13 protein-coding genes are annotated in these 14002 nt (G+C 51.7%); 6 read left to right on the top strand and 7 right to left on the bottom strand.

What is annotated here, in order from left to right; all coding sequences use genetic code 11:
* Positions 1 to 240: 240 nt before the first annotated feature.
* The gene (locus GK091_RS10925; protein WP_164037309.1) at positions 241 to 1179 is read left to right on the top strand and encodes a M23 family metallopeptidase; all 939 of its coding nucleotides are present in this window, start codon (positions 241 to 243) and stop codon (positions 1177 to 1179) included.
* A gap of 233 nt (positions 1180 to 1412) precedes the next feature.
* On the opposite strand, the gene GK091_RS10920 is transcribed toward GK091_RS10925, so the two are convergent.
* The 6 genes from GK091_RS10920 to GK091_RS10895 all read right to left on the bottom strand — a co-directional run bounded on the left by GK091_RS10920 (position 1413) and on the right by GK091_RS10895 (position 8555).
* Positions 1413 to 1718, bottom strand: coding sequence for a hypothetical protein (locus tag GK091_RS10920; RefSeq protein WP_164037307.1), 306 nt, complete (start codon positions 1716 to 1718; stop codon positions 1413 to 1415).
* A 136-nt stretch (positions 1719 to 1854) separates the two neighbouring features.
* Positions 1855 to 2055 (bottom strand): hypothetical protein, encoded by a 201-nt coding sequence (locus GK091_RS10915; protein WP_164037304.1) that lies wholly within the window; start codon positions 2053 to 2055, stop codon positions 1855 to 1857.
* 494 nt (positions 2056 to 2549) lie between these two features.
* The gene (locus GK091_RS10910; RefSeq protein ID WP_164040719.1) at positions 2550 to 3806 is read right to left on the bottom strand and encodes an MFS transporter; all 1257 of its coding nucleotides are present in this window, start codon (positions 3804 to 3806) and stop codon (positions 2550 to 2552) included.
* Positions 3807 to 3981: 175 nt separating this feature from the next.
* Positions 3982 to 4767, bottom strand: a complete 786-nt coding sequence (locus tag GK091_RS10905) for an SDR family NAD(P)-dependent oxidoreductase (protein ID WP_164037301.1) — start codon at positions 4765 to 4767, stop codon at positions 3982 to 3984.
* 131 nt (positions 4768 to 4898) lie between these two features.
* Complete coding sequence (locus tag GK091_RS10900) at positions 4899 to 5957, bottom strand: sugar phosphate isomerase/epimerase family protein (protein ID WP_164037298.1); 1059 nt, start codon at positions 5955 to 5957, stop codon at positions 4899 to 4901.
* A 39-nt stretch (positions 5958 to 5996) separates the two neighbouring features.
* The gene (locus tag GK091_RS10895; protein ID WP_164037296.1) at positions 5997 to 8555 is read right to left on the bottom strand and encodes a DUF7133 domain-containing protein; all 2559 of its coding nucleotides are present in this window, start codon (positions 8553 to 8555) and stop codon (positions 5997 to 5999) included.
* A 242-nt stretch (positions 8556 to 8797) separates the two neighbouring features.
* Here GK091_RS10895 and GK091_RS10890 point away from each other — a divergent pair, with 242 nt between their 5' ends.
* Entirely contained in the window at positions 8798 to 9553 is a 756-nt protein-coding gene (locus tag GK091_RS10890; protein ID WP_164037291.1) for an SDR family NAD(P)-dependent oxidoreductase, read from the top strand.
* Between the two features lie 182 nt (positions 9554 to 9735).
* A complete protein-coding gene (locus tag GK091_RS10885; protein WP_164037286.1) occupies positions 9736 to 10248 on the top strand; it encodes an META domain-containing protein in 513 nt (170 codons plus the stop codon).
* A 289-nt stretch (positions 10249 to 10537) separates the two neighbouring features.
* On the opposite strand, the gene GK091_RS10880 is transcribed toward GK091_RS10885, so the two are convergent.
* Positions 10538 to 10756, bottom strand: coding sequence for a VF530 family protein (locus tag GK091_RS10880; RefSeq protein ID WP_164037283.1), 219 nt, complete (start codon positions 10754 to 10756; stop codon positions 10538 to 10540).
* Between the two features lie 195 nt (positions 10757 to 10951).
* Between GK091_RS10880 and GK091_RS10875 the strand changes: the two genes are divergently transcribed.
* From GK091_RS10875 to GK091_RS10865, 3 genes are all read left to right on the top strand, one after another.
* Positions 10952 to 11983, top strand: coding sequence for an aldo/keto reductase (locus GK091_RS10875; protein WP_164037279.1), 1032 nt, complete (start codon positions 10952 to 10954; stop codon positions 11981 to 11983).
* A 137-nt stretch (positions 11984 to 12120) separates the two neighbouring features.
* The gene (locus tag GK091_RS10870) at positions 12121 to 13026 is read left to right on the top strand and encodes an oxygenase MpaB family protein (protein ID WP_164037276.1); all 906 of its coding nucleotides are present in this window, start codon (positions 12121 to 12123) and stop codon (positions 13024 to 13026) included.
* A 59-nt stretch (positions 13027 to 13085) separates the two neighbouring features.
* The gene (locus GK091_RS10865) at positions 13086 to 13991 is read left to right on the top strand and encodes a LysR family transcriptional regulator (protein WP_164037272.1); all 906 of its coding nucleotides are present in this window, start codon (positions 13086 to 13088) and stop codon (positions 13989 to 13991) included.
* The last annotated feature ends 11 nt before the right edge of the window (positions 13992 to 14002 follow it).

The following is a 14002-nucleotide window of genomic DNA, read 5'->3' as shown; positions in this document are numbered from 1 at the left end:
TTGTCAACCGTAACAGATTTAGTAAAACAGCCTGGTTAGTGTCGTCAGCAGCGCCATGAACAAGTGTGGTTGTGGCGGTTGTTTTTGTGCAGTTTGTGCGTTCGCTCGCGTGCAGCATAAGTATTTCTATGTAGATTACTTAGTACAAACAAAATCTAAAAAAGTGACGGATGAATTACGAAAAAAAACTTATTTTTCGTCCGTTTCAATCCGCCCAAACCTGATCAATCCAGTAGCACCATGATTCGTCGGCTCACCTTCATTAGCTTACTCCTTTTGCTTTTCGCCAGCGCCAACGCTCAATCGCCCATTGAAGTCTTTTACGAAAAAGACAATACGGGGGCGTATGCTTTTTCCTGTCGTAACACTGGCTTCTGTCCCTACACGGTTACCATTACATTCACTCAACTGGATGGCCTGCGAACCTCGGCGACGCTACCCTACCAAACTGATGTCAGGCCGGGGCAACAGTCGCTTTTTAAGCTACAGCCTCAAGCCAATCAATCGACATCGTTTCAGTATAAGGTCAGTTTCATCAAAGGCTGTAAACAACCAAAAGCCGATACAGCTGTCGTATATCTGCTACCGGCAGGTCCGGGTAAACGAGTTAGTGCTACCGAATTAGCGTATATCGGCAAGCTCTACACCGGTGAAGCAGACCCCAAAGACTGGTATTCGCTGGCCCTCAAAATGAACAGTGGAGACACCGTGTTTGCGGCCCGCCGGGGAATGGTATCAGCCGTGCGCAGTGATGCCGTGGTTACGGGGGCTCATCTGGGATTTAACCGCGATGACAACATGGTCGAGATCAACCACCCCGACTGTAGTTTTGCCACGTACACCGTTTTCCGGCCCAACAGTGTTTTTGTCAAGCCGGGTCAGTTTGTCGAAGCGGGAACTCCACTCGGCATCGTTGGGGGCGAAAACTACGATTTGGGACCGCATGTGCGCTTTGCCGTGCATTATAACTACGAAGCCCCTGTTATCAAAAATGGTCAGCTAACCGATCGGAAACAGTATTGGGCCTACGTACCCGTTCGGTTCTGGCTCAAGGATAAGCAGCAGGCCCGTCGGTTAGAGCCCCGAAAAGCGTACCTGTCCGAGCATCCCGAATCGGTCATTGAACAGGAAATGAGCAAACGGGAAGTGAAAAAATGGCAGAAAAGCCACGCCAAATAAACGCGTTTCTTACCCGTTGGTAAAGAAGGACGTTCAAAACGACTCAACTGGCTTCGAGAGGAGCTACACCTGCGTCAACGCGTAAAACCGCTCTGGACCTAGGGCAGTTTTACGCGTTTTGTCATACCACGGCTTAACGTTACACAGGCATGATTTATTAGGAAGCGTGCTAACGAATCGGCTCAACTATGGTATCCAGATGAACATACCAGTACTCGTCCCATTGCAGTTCCTCATAGTGCTTTGATCGCTTCGTATTGATCAATCAGAGCGTGGAAAAGCAAGGCATTGTCGATCATAAACTTTCGAAACAGGATAGTCCCCTTTAACGCGTCCAATGCTTTCAGTAACTTCTTGTCTTGGCTCAGCCCACGAAAAACAAGTAATTTCCTTGCTGTTTGTCGAAGTTGATGCGTATAGTGTTCCGATTCGGCCTGGGTAGCCAAGAAAGGGGCATGGCGACACCGCATGTGCCCAAATCCTATATTCACATAGTCGTATAGCTCGTCTACTGCTTGTTGACTGATCGGTTCTGACATAATCCGCAGTATAGTAATCGGTTCTGGTCGACGGGTGCGTTCATGAATCAGAACTCTCCAGGGCAGGAGTTAACACCAATACAATCAGACTGATGTTACAATCTATTAATTTTTGCCAGCTGGAGTGTTGCAATAGCTATTGCGGGTCCATTCTCGTTAAGACTTCCGCATATTCCATAAGCATAGCTTTGATCGATCGAAACGACCCGCCCGATAAGACAGGGGTTGGACAATGCTCCCTATCACTCAAGGCCATTGCTTCGGCCATGTTTGCCCGGATCAGGCCTTCCAACAGCCGTTTTTTCCGATGCAGCGTTGCGTAATGATTTGTTTCCATAGTCAGGTAGCAAGACTGGTTAACTAAAAAAACCAACTTAGTAGCTTGACTAAACAGTAGGTGTGTACCACGCTAATGACCAGTAATGTAGACCAGGCCATGATGTTAAACCAGTTCGGATAAAAGCGTCGCTTTTTGCTTTTGATGTACGATACTGGCTTAGCTTCCTGCTCGGAGATCCATGGAAAGTAGAGGCTTAACGAAATAGATTGAATTTTAGCTATCATTGTAGTATATCTTTCTGTGAATGGTTAAACAAAAGAAATAGATATGACTAGAATGACAAACTTGACTAAGTAATTATAACTACATTTTAACCTATATAAAAATGGGATTAATACGCAGCACTATCCACTAAATGATTGACAGAAAGGAAACTATACTAGTATTGAGAAACAACTAAGCCAGCAACGAACAACTAAGTCCGCTTACTTAGTGACGAAATACACGTATAATTACTCAGTTTTTGAACTCGCTGTATTGGTATTGACTGCTCAGCTCACAACACCATTGTCGCGAACGACGACGCGCTCTATTTTTCCGACCAGGAATATGTAGGAACAGGCCCCCACTAAGCCTAAGCCACCAATAAATACAAGAGCCGGTTTGAAATTACCATCCTTCGCCAGGTAACCGATAACGATAGGGACGACAATGGAGGCCAGATTACCCATAAAATTGAATACGCCCCCCGTCAGTCCAATCAACTGTTTGGGCGACAAAATTGACACGAACACCCACGAGATCAGGGCCATACCCGAGCCAAAAAAAGCCAGCGCCATGAAGAAGATGATCATGGTCGTATCATTGGTGTAGTTGGCTCCGATGATACTGATGGACAAAAGAAGCCCCGCGATGATCGGTGTTTTACGAGCCACGCTGACCGACGTTCCATTTTTGACCAGATGATCCGACACGAAACCGGATAAAAGCAACCCGGCACAGGCCGCCAGAAAAGGTACTGAAGCCAGATAACCCGATTTAATAAAGTCCAAACCCCGATACTGCACCAGATACGTCGGGAACCAGGTAAGAAAAAACCAGAGTGTGGCATTGACGGCGAACTGTCCAATGTAGACACCCCACAGGGTACGACTCGAGAACACCTGCTTTAGGTTATGCCAGCTCCAGACGGTTGACGTTTTTTTCCCGCTCAACAAACCGCCCCCCTCTTCGATGTAGTCCAGCTCCGCCTGATTTACGGTTTTGTGATCCAGCGGATCGCGATAGAACAGATACCAGACTATTCCCCATACAATTCCGACTAAACCCGTACCAACAAACAATCCTTTCCAGCCAGCGTAGTACTGAACCGTCACCAACACCGGCGTCAAGAAGGCGAGGCCGATGAACTGTCCCGACACGTACAGCGAGATGGCCGACGCCCGCTCGTGATCGGGGAACCAGCTCGTTACTACCCGGTTATTGATCGGATAAGACGGGGCCTCGAACGCACCGGTTGCCAGCCGTAGGGAAAATAAACTGGCAAACCCGCGTGCAAACCCCTGACAAAGCGTGGCAATTGACCACGTAACCAGACAGAACGCATAGAGTACGCGGGGACCAAACCGGTCGGCAATTAACCCACCCGGAATTTGTAGCAACGCATACGTCCACCCGAACGCCGAAAAAATGTACCCCAACTGCTCCGGCCCCAATTGCAAGTCCTTGCTTAACGCCGAAGCGGCTACCGACAAGTTGCTGCGGTCGAGGTAGTTAATCACAACGTTGACGAACACAAGCGCCAGCATTCCGTAACGAGCCCGCGTCTTGGGTAGGCGTCCACTCCGGGAAGTTTCGTTCAAGTTGCTTCCACTCGGGGTGCCTCCACCCGGGGAGTTTCCACCTGGGGACGATTCACGTAGCCGTTCCATTCGGTAAAGGGTTTAGGTATTGTACTTGGTTTCGGATAGCAAGCGTTGCTAGCTATTTTGCCGTCCAGCCGCCATCGACCGTGAGCATCGACCCGACCATATAGCTAGCAGCATCGCTGGCCAGAAAAATGGCTGCGCCCTGAATTTCGCGCAACAGTCCCCACCGACCCAGCGCCGTGGCCCCAAGCACGGAAACTTTCGCTTCGTCCGTATGCGCAATGGGTAAGTTCATTTCCGTCAGAAAAGGACCTGGACAGATCGCATTGACGTTGATATTGAACGGAGCCAGTTCCAGCCCAAGGGCGCGGGTCATCTGAACAACGGCTCCTTTACTGGCGGTATAGGGCGTACGGTTGGCCAGCCCGACCAAACCGAGGGTGCTGGCCAGGTTGATAATGCTTCCTCTCCGCTGCTGTTTCATATAAGGTGTCACGGCTCGGGCGCATAGCCAGGTGCCATTCACGTTAACCTGTAACACTTTATTAAAATCGTCCGGCGTCACTTCGTCGATAGCCCCCCGGATGTTGATTCCGGCACTATTGATCAGAATATCGATCTGTCCAAATGCCTCCATAGCGGCTTTAGCCATAGCTTCCGTTTGCGTAATGTCGGTGATGTCGGCGCTGTACGAGATGGCATTGGTACCAAAATCGCGGGCGAGCTGGCGGGCGGCTTCGGCTCCTTCGTCTGCGTTCCGATTTACCAGCATCACACTGGCTCCCGCTGATGCCAGTCCGGCGGCCATAGCCAGTCCGAGTCCTTTGGAGCCGCCCGTAATAATGGCCGCCTTACCCGTCAGATCAAATTGTTTTATTCCCGGAAGTATGTCGTTAGGCATCTGAGCTTTTAAATGTGTTAACCAATACGCTATTTTCTGCTAATAAACGGGGCAATCCGTGAAGCTAAAAGTTGATTTTTGTCACTGGTGAATCGGGTTCCCAGTAGTACAAATAAGCATCAGACCCCACTTTATTTCAGGCCGATTCGATCTTTGCTGTAGGAAAGGCAAGCCAGAATATTAGCCTCTTCGGCGGCCAATCGATTATCAGCCGATAGTTGCGAGATCTTCGGTAACGCTGATTTGGGTTTATGCTGCCTGACCAATTGGAGTGTTCTGGCCAGATCGGCACCCGATACGCCGTCGAACGTTTCCCAGTACGCCTTGGTGAGGCAGGGAATTTCCAGCGGGTCCCGCGTGATCATTTCCAGATTGAACGTAATCGATGGGTTGTGTTTCTTGCAGCGTTCGATAATGGCGGGTAAATCCAGAATACCCGTTCCCAGCGGCACTTCGGAGAGCAGAAAACCGTCGGCATATTCGTCGACGGCCATATCCTTTACGTGCGTCGTGAATACATACGGCATCAGCGTCTGGATAACGTCCATCGGGTCTTCGAGCAGGGCAATGCTGTTGCCAAAGTCCAGCGTAACGCCTACCCACTCACTGTTCAGTTGCTGAAGAAGCGCAACCAGCTCGTTCGCCCGCCAGTCTTTATGGTTTTCGACGCCCAGCTTGACGCTATGCTTGCGGAGTACGGGTTCGGCCAGTTGTAACGAAAGCAATGCACTCTTCTTTAATTCCTGAAAAGCTTCCGGCGAATGGTAGGTTTCGTACCGTCGCCCGGACGAGCATACGGTTCGTAGCACCTGCGCCCCGGCTTCTTTCGCATTAACAACTTCCTGCTCGAATTTTGGCACATCGTCGGGCTTTTTCGGTAACCCAATGGAGCCCTCCAGATACAAACCAAGCTTCTCCCGTTTGTCGCGTACCTTTCTGGCAAAGTCTGCCGTCCAGTCGCTTACCACGACCTGCGCCCCACCAGCACCAATCTGATGACAGTGATCCAGCAAATCCAGCGCGTTCGCGAAACCGGGATAGGCACTGCTCGGCGTTTTTGGATTCCAGCGACTCGCATACGAATGCACGACAATACCCATGCCTGTCGACTTGAAAAAGTCGGGCACTTGTGGCAACGAAAGCGCCATTGCACCAACCGTTGCCTTTTGCAAAAACGCTCGTCTGTACATCAGAATGACAATCAGCTGTTTACACCAACTACTTCTTTCTTATTTCCCACTGGTTGCCTTGGCCTCCAATACGTATTTGTTCAGTTCTTTGGCAGTCCAGGGAACGACACGCCCCTGTGACGTAACGCGGGTCATACCGACCACCCGTTTGCCCATTGGCCCGGCCTGATTTCCCCATTCGTTACGGATGTAGGTCAGAATCGCGGTAATGGCCCCATCATCCATCGTTGAATGCGCTGGCATAACGGGCAGTACATCCGGCGCGTCATAGATTTTACCGGCTACCTTGACAGGTCCTTCCATGCCGTGCAGGATAATCAGTGCCAGTCGCTTTTCGTCGCCCAGCACCCAGTCGGAGCCAATAAGCGGTGGAGCAAATCGATTCAGCCCAGCGCCATCGGTCCCGTGGCAACCCGCGCAGGTGCTTAGGTAATGCTGGCGGCCCAGGGCGAATTGTTTCTGCTCGTCATCGTTCAGCAAACTCTTTTTGACGGAGCTGGTTTTGGCCGCAACGTGACCCGGCCACTCGAACATCGACGACAGGGCACTAAGCCGGGAAGAGTCGATCGGACTGGTAGCAGCTGTCAAAATGGCGGGTGCGGACGCCAGTTTTATCGGTTTCAGCTTGCGGGCCGTTCCCGCGATCGACATGCCGGTCAGTATCGTTTTGTCCTGCCAACCCAGCGCCTGCTTTTTGGCATCGAGTCTGGTTAACAAGGCCGTCAACTCAGCGGTGTTCCGTTTCCGCACAATCGACGTTGTCAGCATCTCCAGAAAAATTTCCTTCGACGGGTTCTGCGCTTGCCACTGCGGTGCTTTCAGCAGGCTTTGCAGAAACGCAAACTCCTGATTTTGCAGACTGCTCAACACCGCATCCCGAATCAGGGGTGTCTCGCCGTAGCGATCAATTATACCAGCCAGCAGGGGTTGCGCATCGGTTTGATCGAGTACCCTCGCCGTTAACGCCATCTGTAGTACCTGTTCGATAGGCGCGTTCGCCCATTGAGCAAGCAACTGTTTACCAAGCTTCTGCTGAACGGGCTTCGCTGACTTAGCGAAGGGTTCAAGAATGCGCAGGGCCGTGCTACTCACAAGCGGGTCCGGGTCCGACACGAGTTGCAGCAACAGATCCGGGCGGCTCAGTTTGAGCCCATCGAGCGTCCATAGCGCGTGGAAACGGCCCAGTTTATTCGTACCTGTCAGGACCACATCGGTCAGCAATTTTTCCACCCGTTTATCATTGTGTTCGACCAGTAACCGCTGCGCCATATCCCGATACCAGCCATCGGTGTTCGACAACTGAGCAACCAATTCAGCGGACGAAGCCGTTGCTAATTTCGTGGGCTTCGTCACGGTCCAGTTCGCCGGAACGATGCGCCAGATGCGACCCGCGTTGATGGGCTGAAGCAAGTTGCGGCTCAGGGTCTGTTCTTTCAGGTAAGGCGTTACGTAGGCCGAATGCTGGATCAGGCCCCGGTACATATCGGCTACGTACAAGGCTCCGTCGGGTCCGGTAGCCAGGTGAACGGGCCGAAACCGTTCGTCTGTCGATGCCAGAAATTCGGCGCCGGGGTGCGGATCATGCGCATTCAGCAACACCCCTTTTTCGTCGACAAGGTTGCGCTTGATCAGGTTCCCTGCTGGTTCGCAAACGAACACGTTTCCGTAGTAAGCCGTTGGCAGGGCGTTGCCCCGGTAAAAAAGTGGCGAACACGCAGCCGTAAATTCCTGTAATCGACCTTCCTTATCCAGCGTTCCGGGTATATACCCGCGATTGACGGCTGGCGTTGGCCGAATCGGATAGACACGGCGTTCGAGGGTCAGGCCATAGTCGATGCCCGTAGTAGGCGTGTGGTTTTTATTGCCAGACAGGTAATTGGGCGGCACCAGATCGGCGTGTAACTGCGACCAGTTGTAATTGTAATACAGCCGCCCTTTGTCGTCGTGGCTGATGCCCCACTGGCCACGTGCTTCCGTCGAATCACGCTGCCATTTCCCGTCCGTCAGCCGGTAGCGCAACCGGGACTTGGCGTTGTAATACCAGTTGTCCATGCTGCGCCAGAGACCGTTTCCCGAATGTTCCGGCAAGCCACTTCCGGCATAGTCCTTGTCTATCAGCGTTTTTGTATCGGCTTTGAGATCGCCGTTCAGATCTTTCGTCATCCACAACGCCTGATTCTCAACGACCAGCGCCCCACCGGGCACCAACGCTAACGCCCTCGGCATCAGCAGACTATCGAGATAAACCTTGCTGACGTCCATCCGTCCATCACCGTTGGTATCTTCGAGAACGGAGATTCGGCCAATGGGCTTATCCTCCCCTTCACCGTCGATTGTCGGCATAAAGCCGCGCATCTCGACGACCCAGAGTCGGCCATCCGCGTCGAACTGAATCGCTACCGGCGACTGAACCATAGGTTCAGCCGCAACGAGCTGAATCGATAGCCCCGGTTCCAGCTGAAACGTTGTCAACTCGTCGGCGGGCGTTCGCGCGGGTGATGGATCATCGGTCAATAGCGTTCCGAACTTGGTCGTGAAGCTTACCAAGCACAAAAGTCCAGCAACGAACAACGAGGTATAATAGACAGGCTTAACCATGTAACACAGACAGCTTTACTAGTTAACGCATTCGTTTATCTAAAAGCGTTGAACGCGATTAATATGAACACTGCACATCGTTCACTGCGTATACAAAGCCGCTGGACCGGCATAAATACTACAACTGTTTCTGCAAATTTTACAAATACCCAGGCTGTGAATCAATTAGCGGATCAGCAGTAGAGTCGGATTCTTTTCGTGTTTTAGGCGTATCAAGCAGCGACTAACGCTACTTTTTGTTCATGGTGAATCGATTTACGAACCAGATTGCCCTCGTTACGGGCGGAGCGGAAGGCATTGGCAAGGGGATTGCCAGACGGCTGGCTACGGAAGGAGCAACCGTCGTTCTGGCTGACATCAATGCCGATTTATTGGCTCGCACCGTGGCCGAATTTGCGGAGCAGGGCTATGCCGTAAGTGGCCACGTTGTCGATATTTCGCAGGAAAAGGCCGTTGCCAGTGTCTTTGAGGCCGTAAAACAAACGTTTGGGTACCTTCATGTTGTGGTTAACTCCGCCGGTATTCTCGGTCCGACCAATACCCGCATTACTGATTACGACGTGGCCGCTTTCGATACTGTTTACAGCATCAATCTGCGGGGCGCTTTCCTGACGACCAAATACGCCATAAAGGCAATGGAAGAAACCAATTACGGGCGCATCCTCCACATGGCGTCAATTGCCGGGAAAGAAGGGAATCCGATGATGGCGGGGTATTCGGCGATGAAAGCGGGGTTGATCGGGCTGATCAAAGGCATTGGTAAAGAATACGCCGAGACCGGTATAACCGTAAACGGGCTGGCTCCGGCTGTTATACGGACCGCCATGAACGAGAATACGGCCCCTGAACAACTGGCGTACATGACCGCTAAAATCCCGATGAAACGGCTGGGAACCGTAGACGAAGTAGCCGCCTTGGCAGCATGGGTCGTGTCAAAAGAAGCCAGTTTTACCACCGGTTTTATCTTCGATCTTTCGGGTGGACGGGCAACTTACTAATACGTCCTGGTTAGCACCACAACAGGATTCTATCAGACTTTAAGCTGATGATTAGTGAACCGGTTCACCGGCTGATCACGCCAATGTCTCGGCAAAAAGTTGCCGGAGTTTTCCAACCAATTCCAGCCAGCCTAACTCTCTATAGTCTGTAAATCTTAGTAATTCACTAAACCGAACGAACTATGATTAGGCTACAAATGACACGACATTACCTGTTTGCGGGAATTGTCTGTCTCGGTTTTTTCACGTGTGGCACCACGGCTACTGTTGATCCAGACAGCCCTGCTCCAGCAACCAGTTTACAAACGATGCGGTCGAGTTTTGGGTCGCTGGAAGGAGACTGGGTGCTGACAAATTACAAGAACAATCCACTCCCGACTGCGCTGCAAAACCGGGCTACGCTGGTGCTGAAAAAGGAAAATACCGATAGGCTGGACGTGGGTGGTCGCAGTTTTATCAACCACTATGGCGGTTCGTTTAGCCTTGACGAAACGAAAGGACTAGTCGTTTCGACCGATGGGCTGTTCTCGACAAAAATGGGCGGATCACCGGAGGCTATGCAGGCCGAAAATGCGTACTACGCGCATCTGGAAAAAGCCACCTATTTCGAACTGGCCGACAACGGTCAGCTTTTGCTCTACGCGGGCCCAAAAGACGACACCCGTACGGAGGTTTTGTATTTTACCAGAACGTAAGCAGGCCGGACATTTGTTCTACCGGAACGCGAAGATGATGGTATTTCGTCTTCGCGTTCCTGCTTTTATTAACACTCACCTACATTGAGTTCTGCCTGAGCAAATTACCTCGTTGCACAGGAGGGCATTGACAGCCAAATGCAGCGTGTAGAGTCGATACTGCCGCCCAGTGCTGATGATCGCTCGCGTATTTTGTCCGGCGAATCAGGTTTTATCCAATGCTATTACCCGACTTATTTCTTTCGTCAGCACAGTCCCCGATTACCCTTCTTATCGTAGTGCCAGCCGGTCATCGTTTCATTTTCTGATAAAGCTCCTCCACTTTTTGACGAGCCCACGGTGTTTTCCGCAGAAAAGTCAGGCTGGATTTGATGCTTGGATTATCGGTGAAGCAGCGAATTGTGATCCGATCACCCAGCTCATCCCAGCCGTAAACAGCAACTAATTCATTGAGGATCATTTCGAGGGTCTTGCCGTGTAATGGATTGTTAGGCTGAGAAGGTTGCATAGCTGCGTTCGGTGGTTCTTGTCGTCGATGGCAAGTTATCCATTTTACCTTAGGATAAAAGAATGCTGACCACTTAAGACAAGATCCGGCCTAAAAGCGTTGGATAACGGACACGACCAGCCGTCAGTTTGGCAATGGCTTTACTAAGGCGTCTGGACGGTCACCTACACGCATGCTCACGAATCAACGCAATCTATGGAATACAGGCAACTAGGCGCTTCGGGATTACGGGTACCTGTTTTGAGTTTTGGCACGGGCACCTTTGGGGGGAGTGGTTCTTTTTTTAAAGCCTGGGGTAGCACGCAGGTAGACGAAGCCAGCCGATTGATTAACCTTTGTCTCGATGCCGGGGTAAACCTGTTCGATACCGCCAACGTCTACTCGAACGGGATGTCGGAAGAAATTCTGGGCAAAGCCCTCGCTGGTCTGCGCGATAAAGTGATCATTTCGACCAAAGCGACCTTCCCGATGGAAGGCGACACGAACGATATGGGGTCGTCGCGCTATCACCTGATCAAAGCCTGCGAAGATAGTCTCCGGCGGTTAAACACCGATCACATCGACATTTACCACATGCACGGCTTCGATGGACTTACCCCCGTCGAAGAAACCCTTCATGCACTCGACGGCCTAGTGCAAAGCGGAAAGATTCGCTACATTGCCTGTTCCAATTTTTCGGGCTGGCATTTGATGAAGTCGCTGGCCGCATCGGACAAGTATGGCTGGACGCGCTACGTGGGACATCAGGCCCATTATTCACTCCTGAGCCGTGAATTTGAATGGGAGCTTATGCCGCTGGGCCTCGATCAGAAGGTGGGCACGCTCGTCTGGAGTCCCCTGTCGGCGGGTCGATTGAGCGGGAAGTATCGCCGGAATCAGCCAATGCCCGAAAACGCCCGGATCGCGCAGGGCGGTGGCGAAGGCCCACCTGTTTCGGACGATTTTTTCTACGGTATCATCGACACGCTCGACGAGTTAGCGGCTGAAACGGGAAAGACCGTAACGCAGATCGCGTTGAACTGGCTATTGCAGCGGCCTACGATTTCGTCGATTGTCATTGGTGCCCGGAATGAGGAACAACTAAAACAGAATCTGGGGGCTGTAGGCTGGAATTTGACCAATGAACAGGTGGCCAAGCTGGATGCCGGCAGCCATCGGGACCCCATTTACCCCTACTGGCATCAACGCTCGGTTTCGGCGCAAATCAACCCGACGCCAACCCGTTAAGCTTGCAACACAACACAAACCTTCTGACTTTGCAGCCAAGTACAGCCAGTACCCCTAACCCCCGGCCCCTCTCTTTCTGTCAAAGAAGGGAATCGGGGGAGGTGAAATGAGCAACTACCATTCCTTTATTACCCGCCATGTCAGTCATTTATAACAAACGCTTTGGCTTGTTCCGCAATCCGGCGGTACAGCGTGAACTGCAAACGCTGGACCCGATTCGCGACAATCAGCGCATGGTTCATCTGTTGACGGCCTACGAATTTCCGTTCGACATGACGCGTGCGCTTGAACTGGCCCTGTTTCATACCTACGCAAGCCCCCGCGTATCGGGTCTGCTGGCGCGGACGGGTGAATTTGAGCGACACGGGCAGAAACGCTACGACGATACAAGCCGACTGATCTCGGAATTTATGGAATCGGGTTACGATAGCGAAAAAGGAATGCGGGCCATTGCCCACATGAACCTGATTCATAGCCATTACCGAATCGACAATGCTGATTTTTTGTTTGTGCTGGCTACGTTCGTCTTTTACCCGATTGACTGGCTCAATCAGTTCGGCTGGCGCAAACTGACGGCGGCAGAAGAACGGGCTCTCTTCTATTTTTTCCGGGAAGTGGGCCTTCGCATGAACCTGACCAATTTGCCCGATGACCTCGCTGGCCTTCGGGCCTTCACTGCGTCGTACGAAGCACAGCATTTTCGGTACACACCGAGTAATCGACGAATTGCCGATGCAACGGTGGCGATTGTTCAGGGCTGGTTTCCCCGCATTTTACACCCACTGGTGGAACCAACGTTTTCGGCGCTGATCAATGATCGACTGCGGGAAGCGTTTGGCTATCAGCGTCCGCCCGGCTGGTTCGCGGCTTTGACCAGAAGCGCGTTATGGCTTCGGAAGTGGCCGCTGCGCTGGATTACCTTTAAGCCTTATCCTTACCTAATCGAAAAATCCTCGTTTCGCCACTACCCGGAGGGCCCACCCGATATTGAAGCAGTGGGACCGGATGAGCTCATCAAAAATCGTCCTCAACGAAACACCTAGGCTCGGTCTATACCGTTATCCGTCGTTGTGTCGTTTCTATGCCGACCGCTTCATCACCTATGCTCTCGATTCAACACGAAATTTTCCTTGAAGTTGCCCGGCGGCTTAGCTTCACCAAAGCTAGTCAGATTCTATTTCTGAGCCAGTCTGCCATTAGTAAACACGTCAAGGCATTGGAGGCTTTTTACAAAACGGCCTTATTCGAGCGACACGGCAATACCATTAGTCTAACGCAGGCGGGGCTTTTACTGTACCAGAAAGGACTGGAAGCCAGCCAGTTAAAAACGGAATTACACCAGCAACTCCAGACCCTTAACGCGACGTTCCTTCCGACAACCCGGCTAGCAGTTGGGTCAAGCACAACCATCACGCTTTACGTCCTGCCCCCCGTATTATCAGCCTATCTGCGACAACATGCGAACATGCAGGTCCAGGTGCTGAACCGGAACTCAAGCAACATTCAGAAGGCACTACTCGATCACGAAATCGATGTGGGTATCGTTGAAAGTCTGACGCAAGTTAACACGTTAACGTATACGCCGTTCATTACTGACCAGGTACTGGCCGTTTGCTCGCGGGACAGCCCCCTGCGCGACCGAACGCTACGCATCGACGAAATTCCGCAGGTACCCCTGGCCGTTCGGGAGCAGGGTTCGGGGACACTGGCAACCGTTGAGGATACATTACAAAAAAACGGAATCCGCCCCGCTGATCTTCGCATCCTGATTCGACTCGGCGGCACCGAGGCCCTCAAGAATTTTGTGCTGGCTGACACCTGCCTGGCGTTTCTACCGAAGCGGGCTATTGTAAAAGAACTCGCTGCCGGTGATTTGGTGGAAGTGCCCATCAAGAACCTGACCATTGAGCGTACGTTCCACTTTATTCAGCGGAAAGGCACAGAAAACAACGAACTGGTCAACGCTTTTATCCGATTTACCCGGCGCTATTATTCCGAACTGGAATAACTCATACCAAA

It is taken from the genome of Spirosoma agri (assembly GCF_010747415.1).
GTDB lineage: Bacteria > Bacteroidota > Bacteroidia > Cytophagales > Spirosomataceae > Spirosoma > Spirosoma agri.
Note: the sequence above shows the minus strand (reverse complement) of the source record. Positions and strands in the feature narration are given on the sequence as shown.

What these genes read in the sequence shown, in the direction of transcription:
- GK091_RS10910 (WP_164040719.1), bottom strand. Translation starts at nt 3,806, where the DNA reads ATGCTGGCGCTTGTGTTCGTCAACGTTGTGATTAACTACCTCGACCGC.
- GK091_RS10920 (WP_164037307.1), bottom strand. Translation starts at nt 1,718, where the DNA reads ATGTCAGAACCGATCAGTCAACAAGCAGTAGACGAGCTATACGACTAT.
- GK091_RS10870 (WP_164037276.1), top strand. Translation starts at nt 12,121, where the DNA reads ATGTCAGTCATTTATAACAAACGCTTTGGCTTGTTCCGCAATCCGGCG.
- GK091_RS10900 (WP_164037298.1), bottom strand. Translation starts at nt 5,957, where the DNA reads ATGTACAGACGAGCGTTTTTGCAAAAGGCAACGGTTGGTGCAATGGCG.
- GK091_RS10915 (WP_164037304.1), bottom strand. Translation starts at nt 2,055, where the DNA reads ATGGAAACAAATCATTACGCAACGCTGCATCGGAAAAAACGGCTGTTG.
- GK091_RS10905 (WP_164037301.1), bottom strand. Translation starts at nt 4,767, where the DNA reads ATGCCTAACGACATACTTCCGGGAATAAAACAATTTGATCTGACGGGT.
- GK091_RS10885 (WP_164037286.1), top strand. Translation starts at nt 9,736, where the DNA reads ATGATTAGGCTACAAATGACACGACATTACCTGTTTGCGGGAATTGTC.
- GK091_RS10875 (WP_164037279.1), top strand. Translation starts at nt 10,952, where the DNA reads ATGGAATACAGGCAACTAGGCGCTTCGGGATTACGGGTACCTGTTTTG.
- GK091_RS10880 (WP_164037283.1), bottom strand. Translation starts at nt 10,756, where the DNA reads ATGCAACCTTCTCAGCCTAACAATCCATTACACGGCAAGACCCTCGAA.
- GK091_RS10895 (WP_164037296.1), bottom strand. Translation starts at nt 8,555, where the DNA reads ATGGTTAAGCCTGTCTATTATACCTCGTTGTTCGTTGCTGGACTTTTG.
- GK091_RS10925 (WP_164037309.1), top strand. Translation starts at nt 241, where the DNA reads ATGATTCGTCGGCTCACCTTCATTAGCTTACTCCTTTTGCTTTTCGCC.
- GK091_RS10865 (WP_164037272.1), top strand. Translation starts at nt 13,086, where the DNA reads ATGCTCTCGATTCAACACGAAATTTTCCTTGAAGTTGCCCGGCGGCTT.
- GK091_RS10890 (WP_164037291.1), top strand. Translation starts at nt 8,798, where the DNA reads ATGGTGAATCGATTTACGAACCAGATTGCCCTCGTTACGGGCGGAGCG.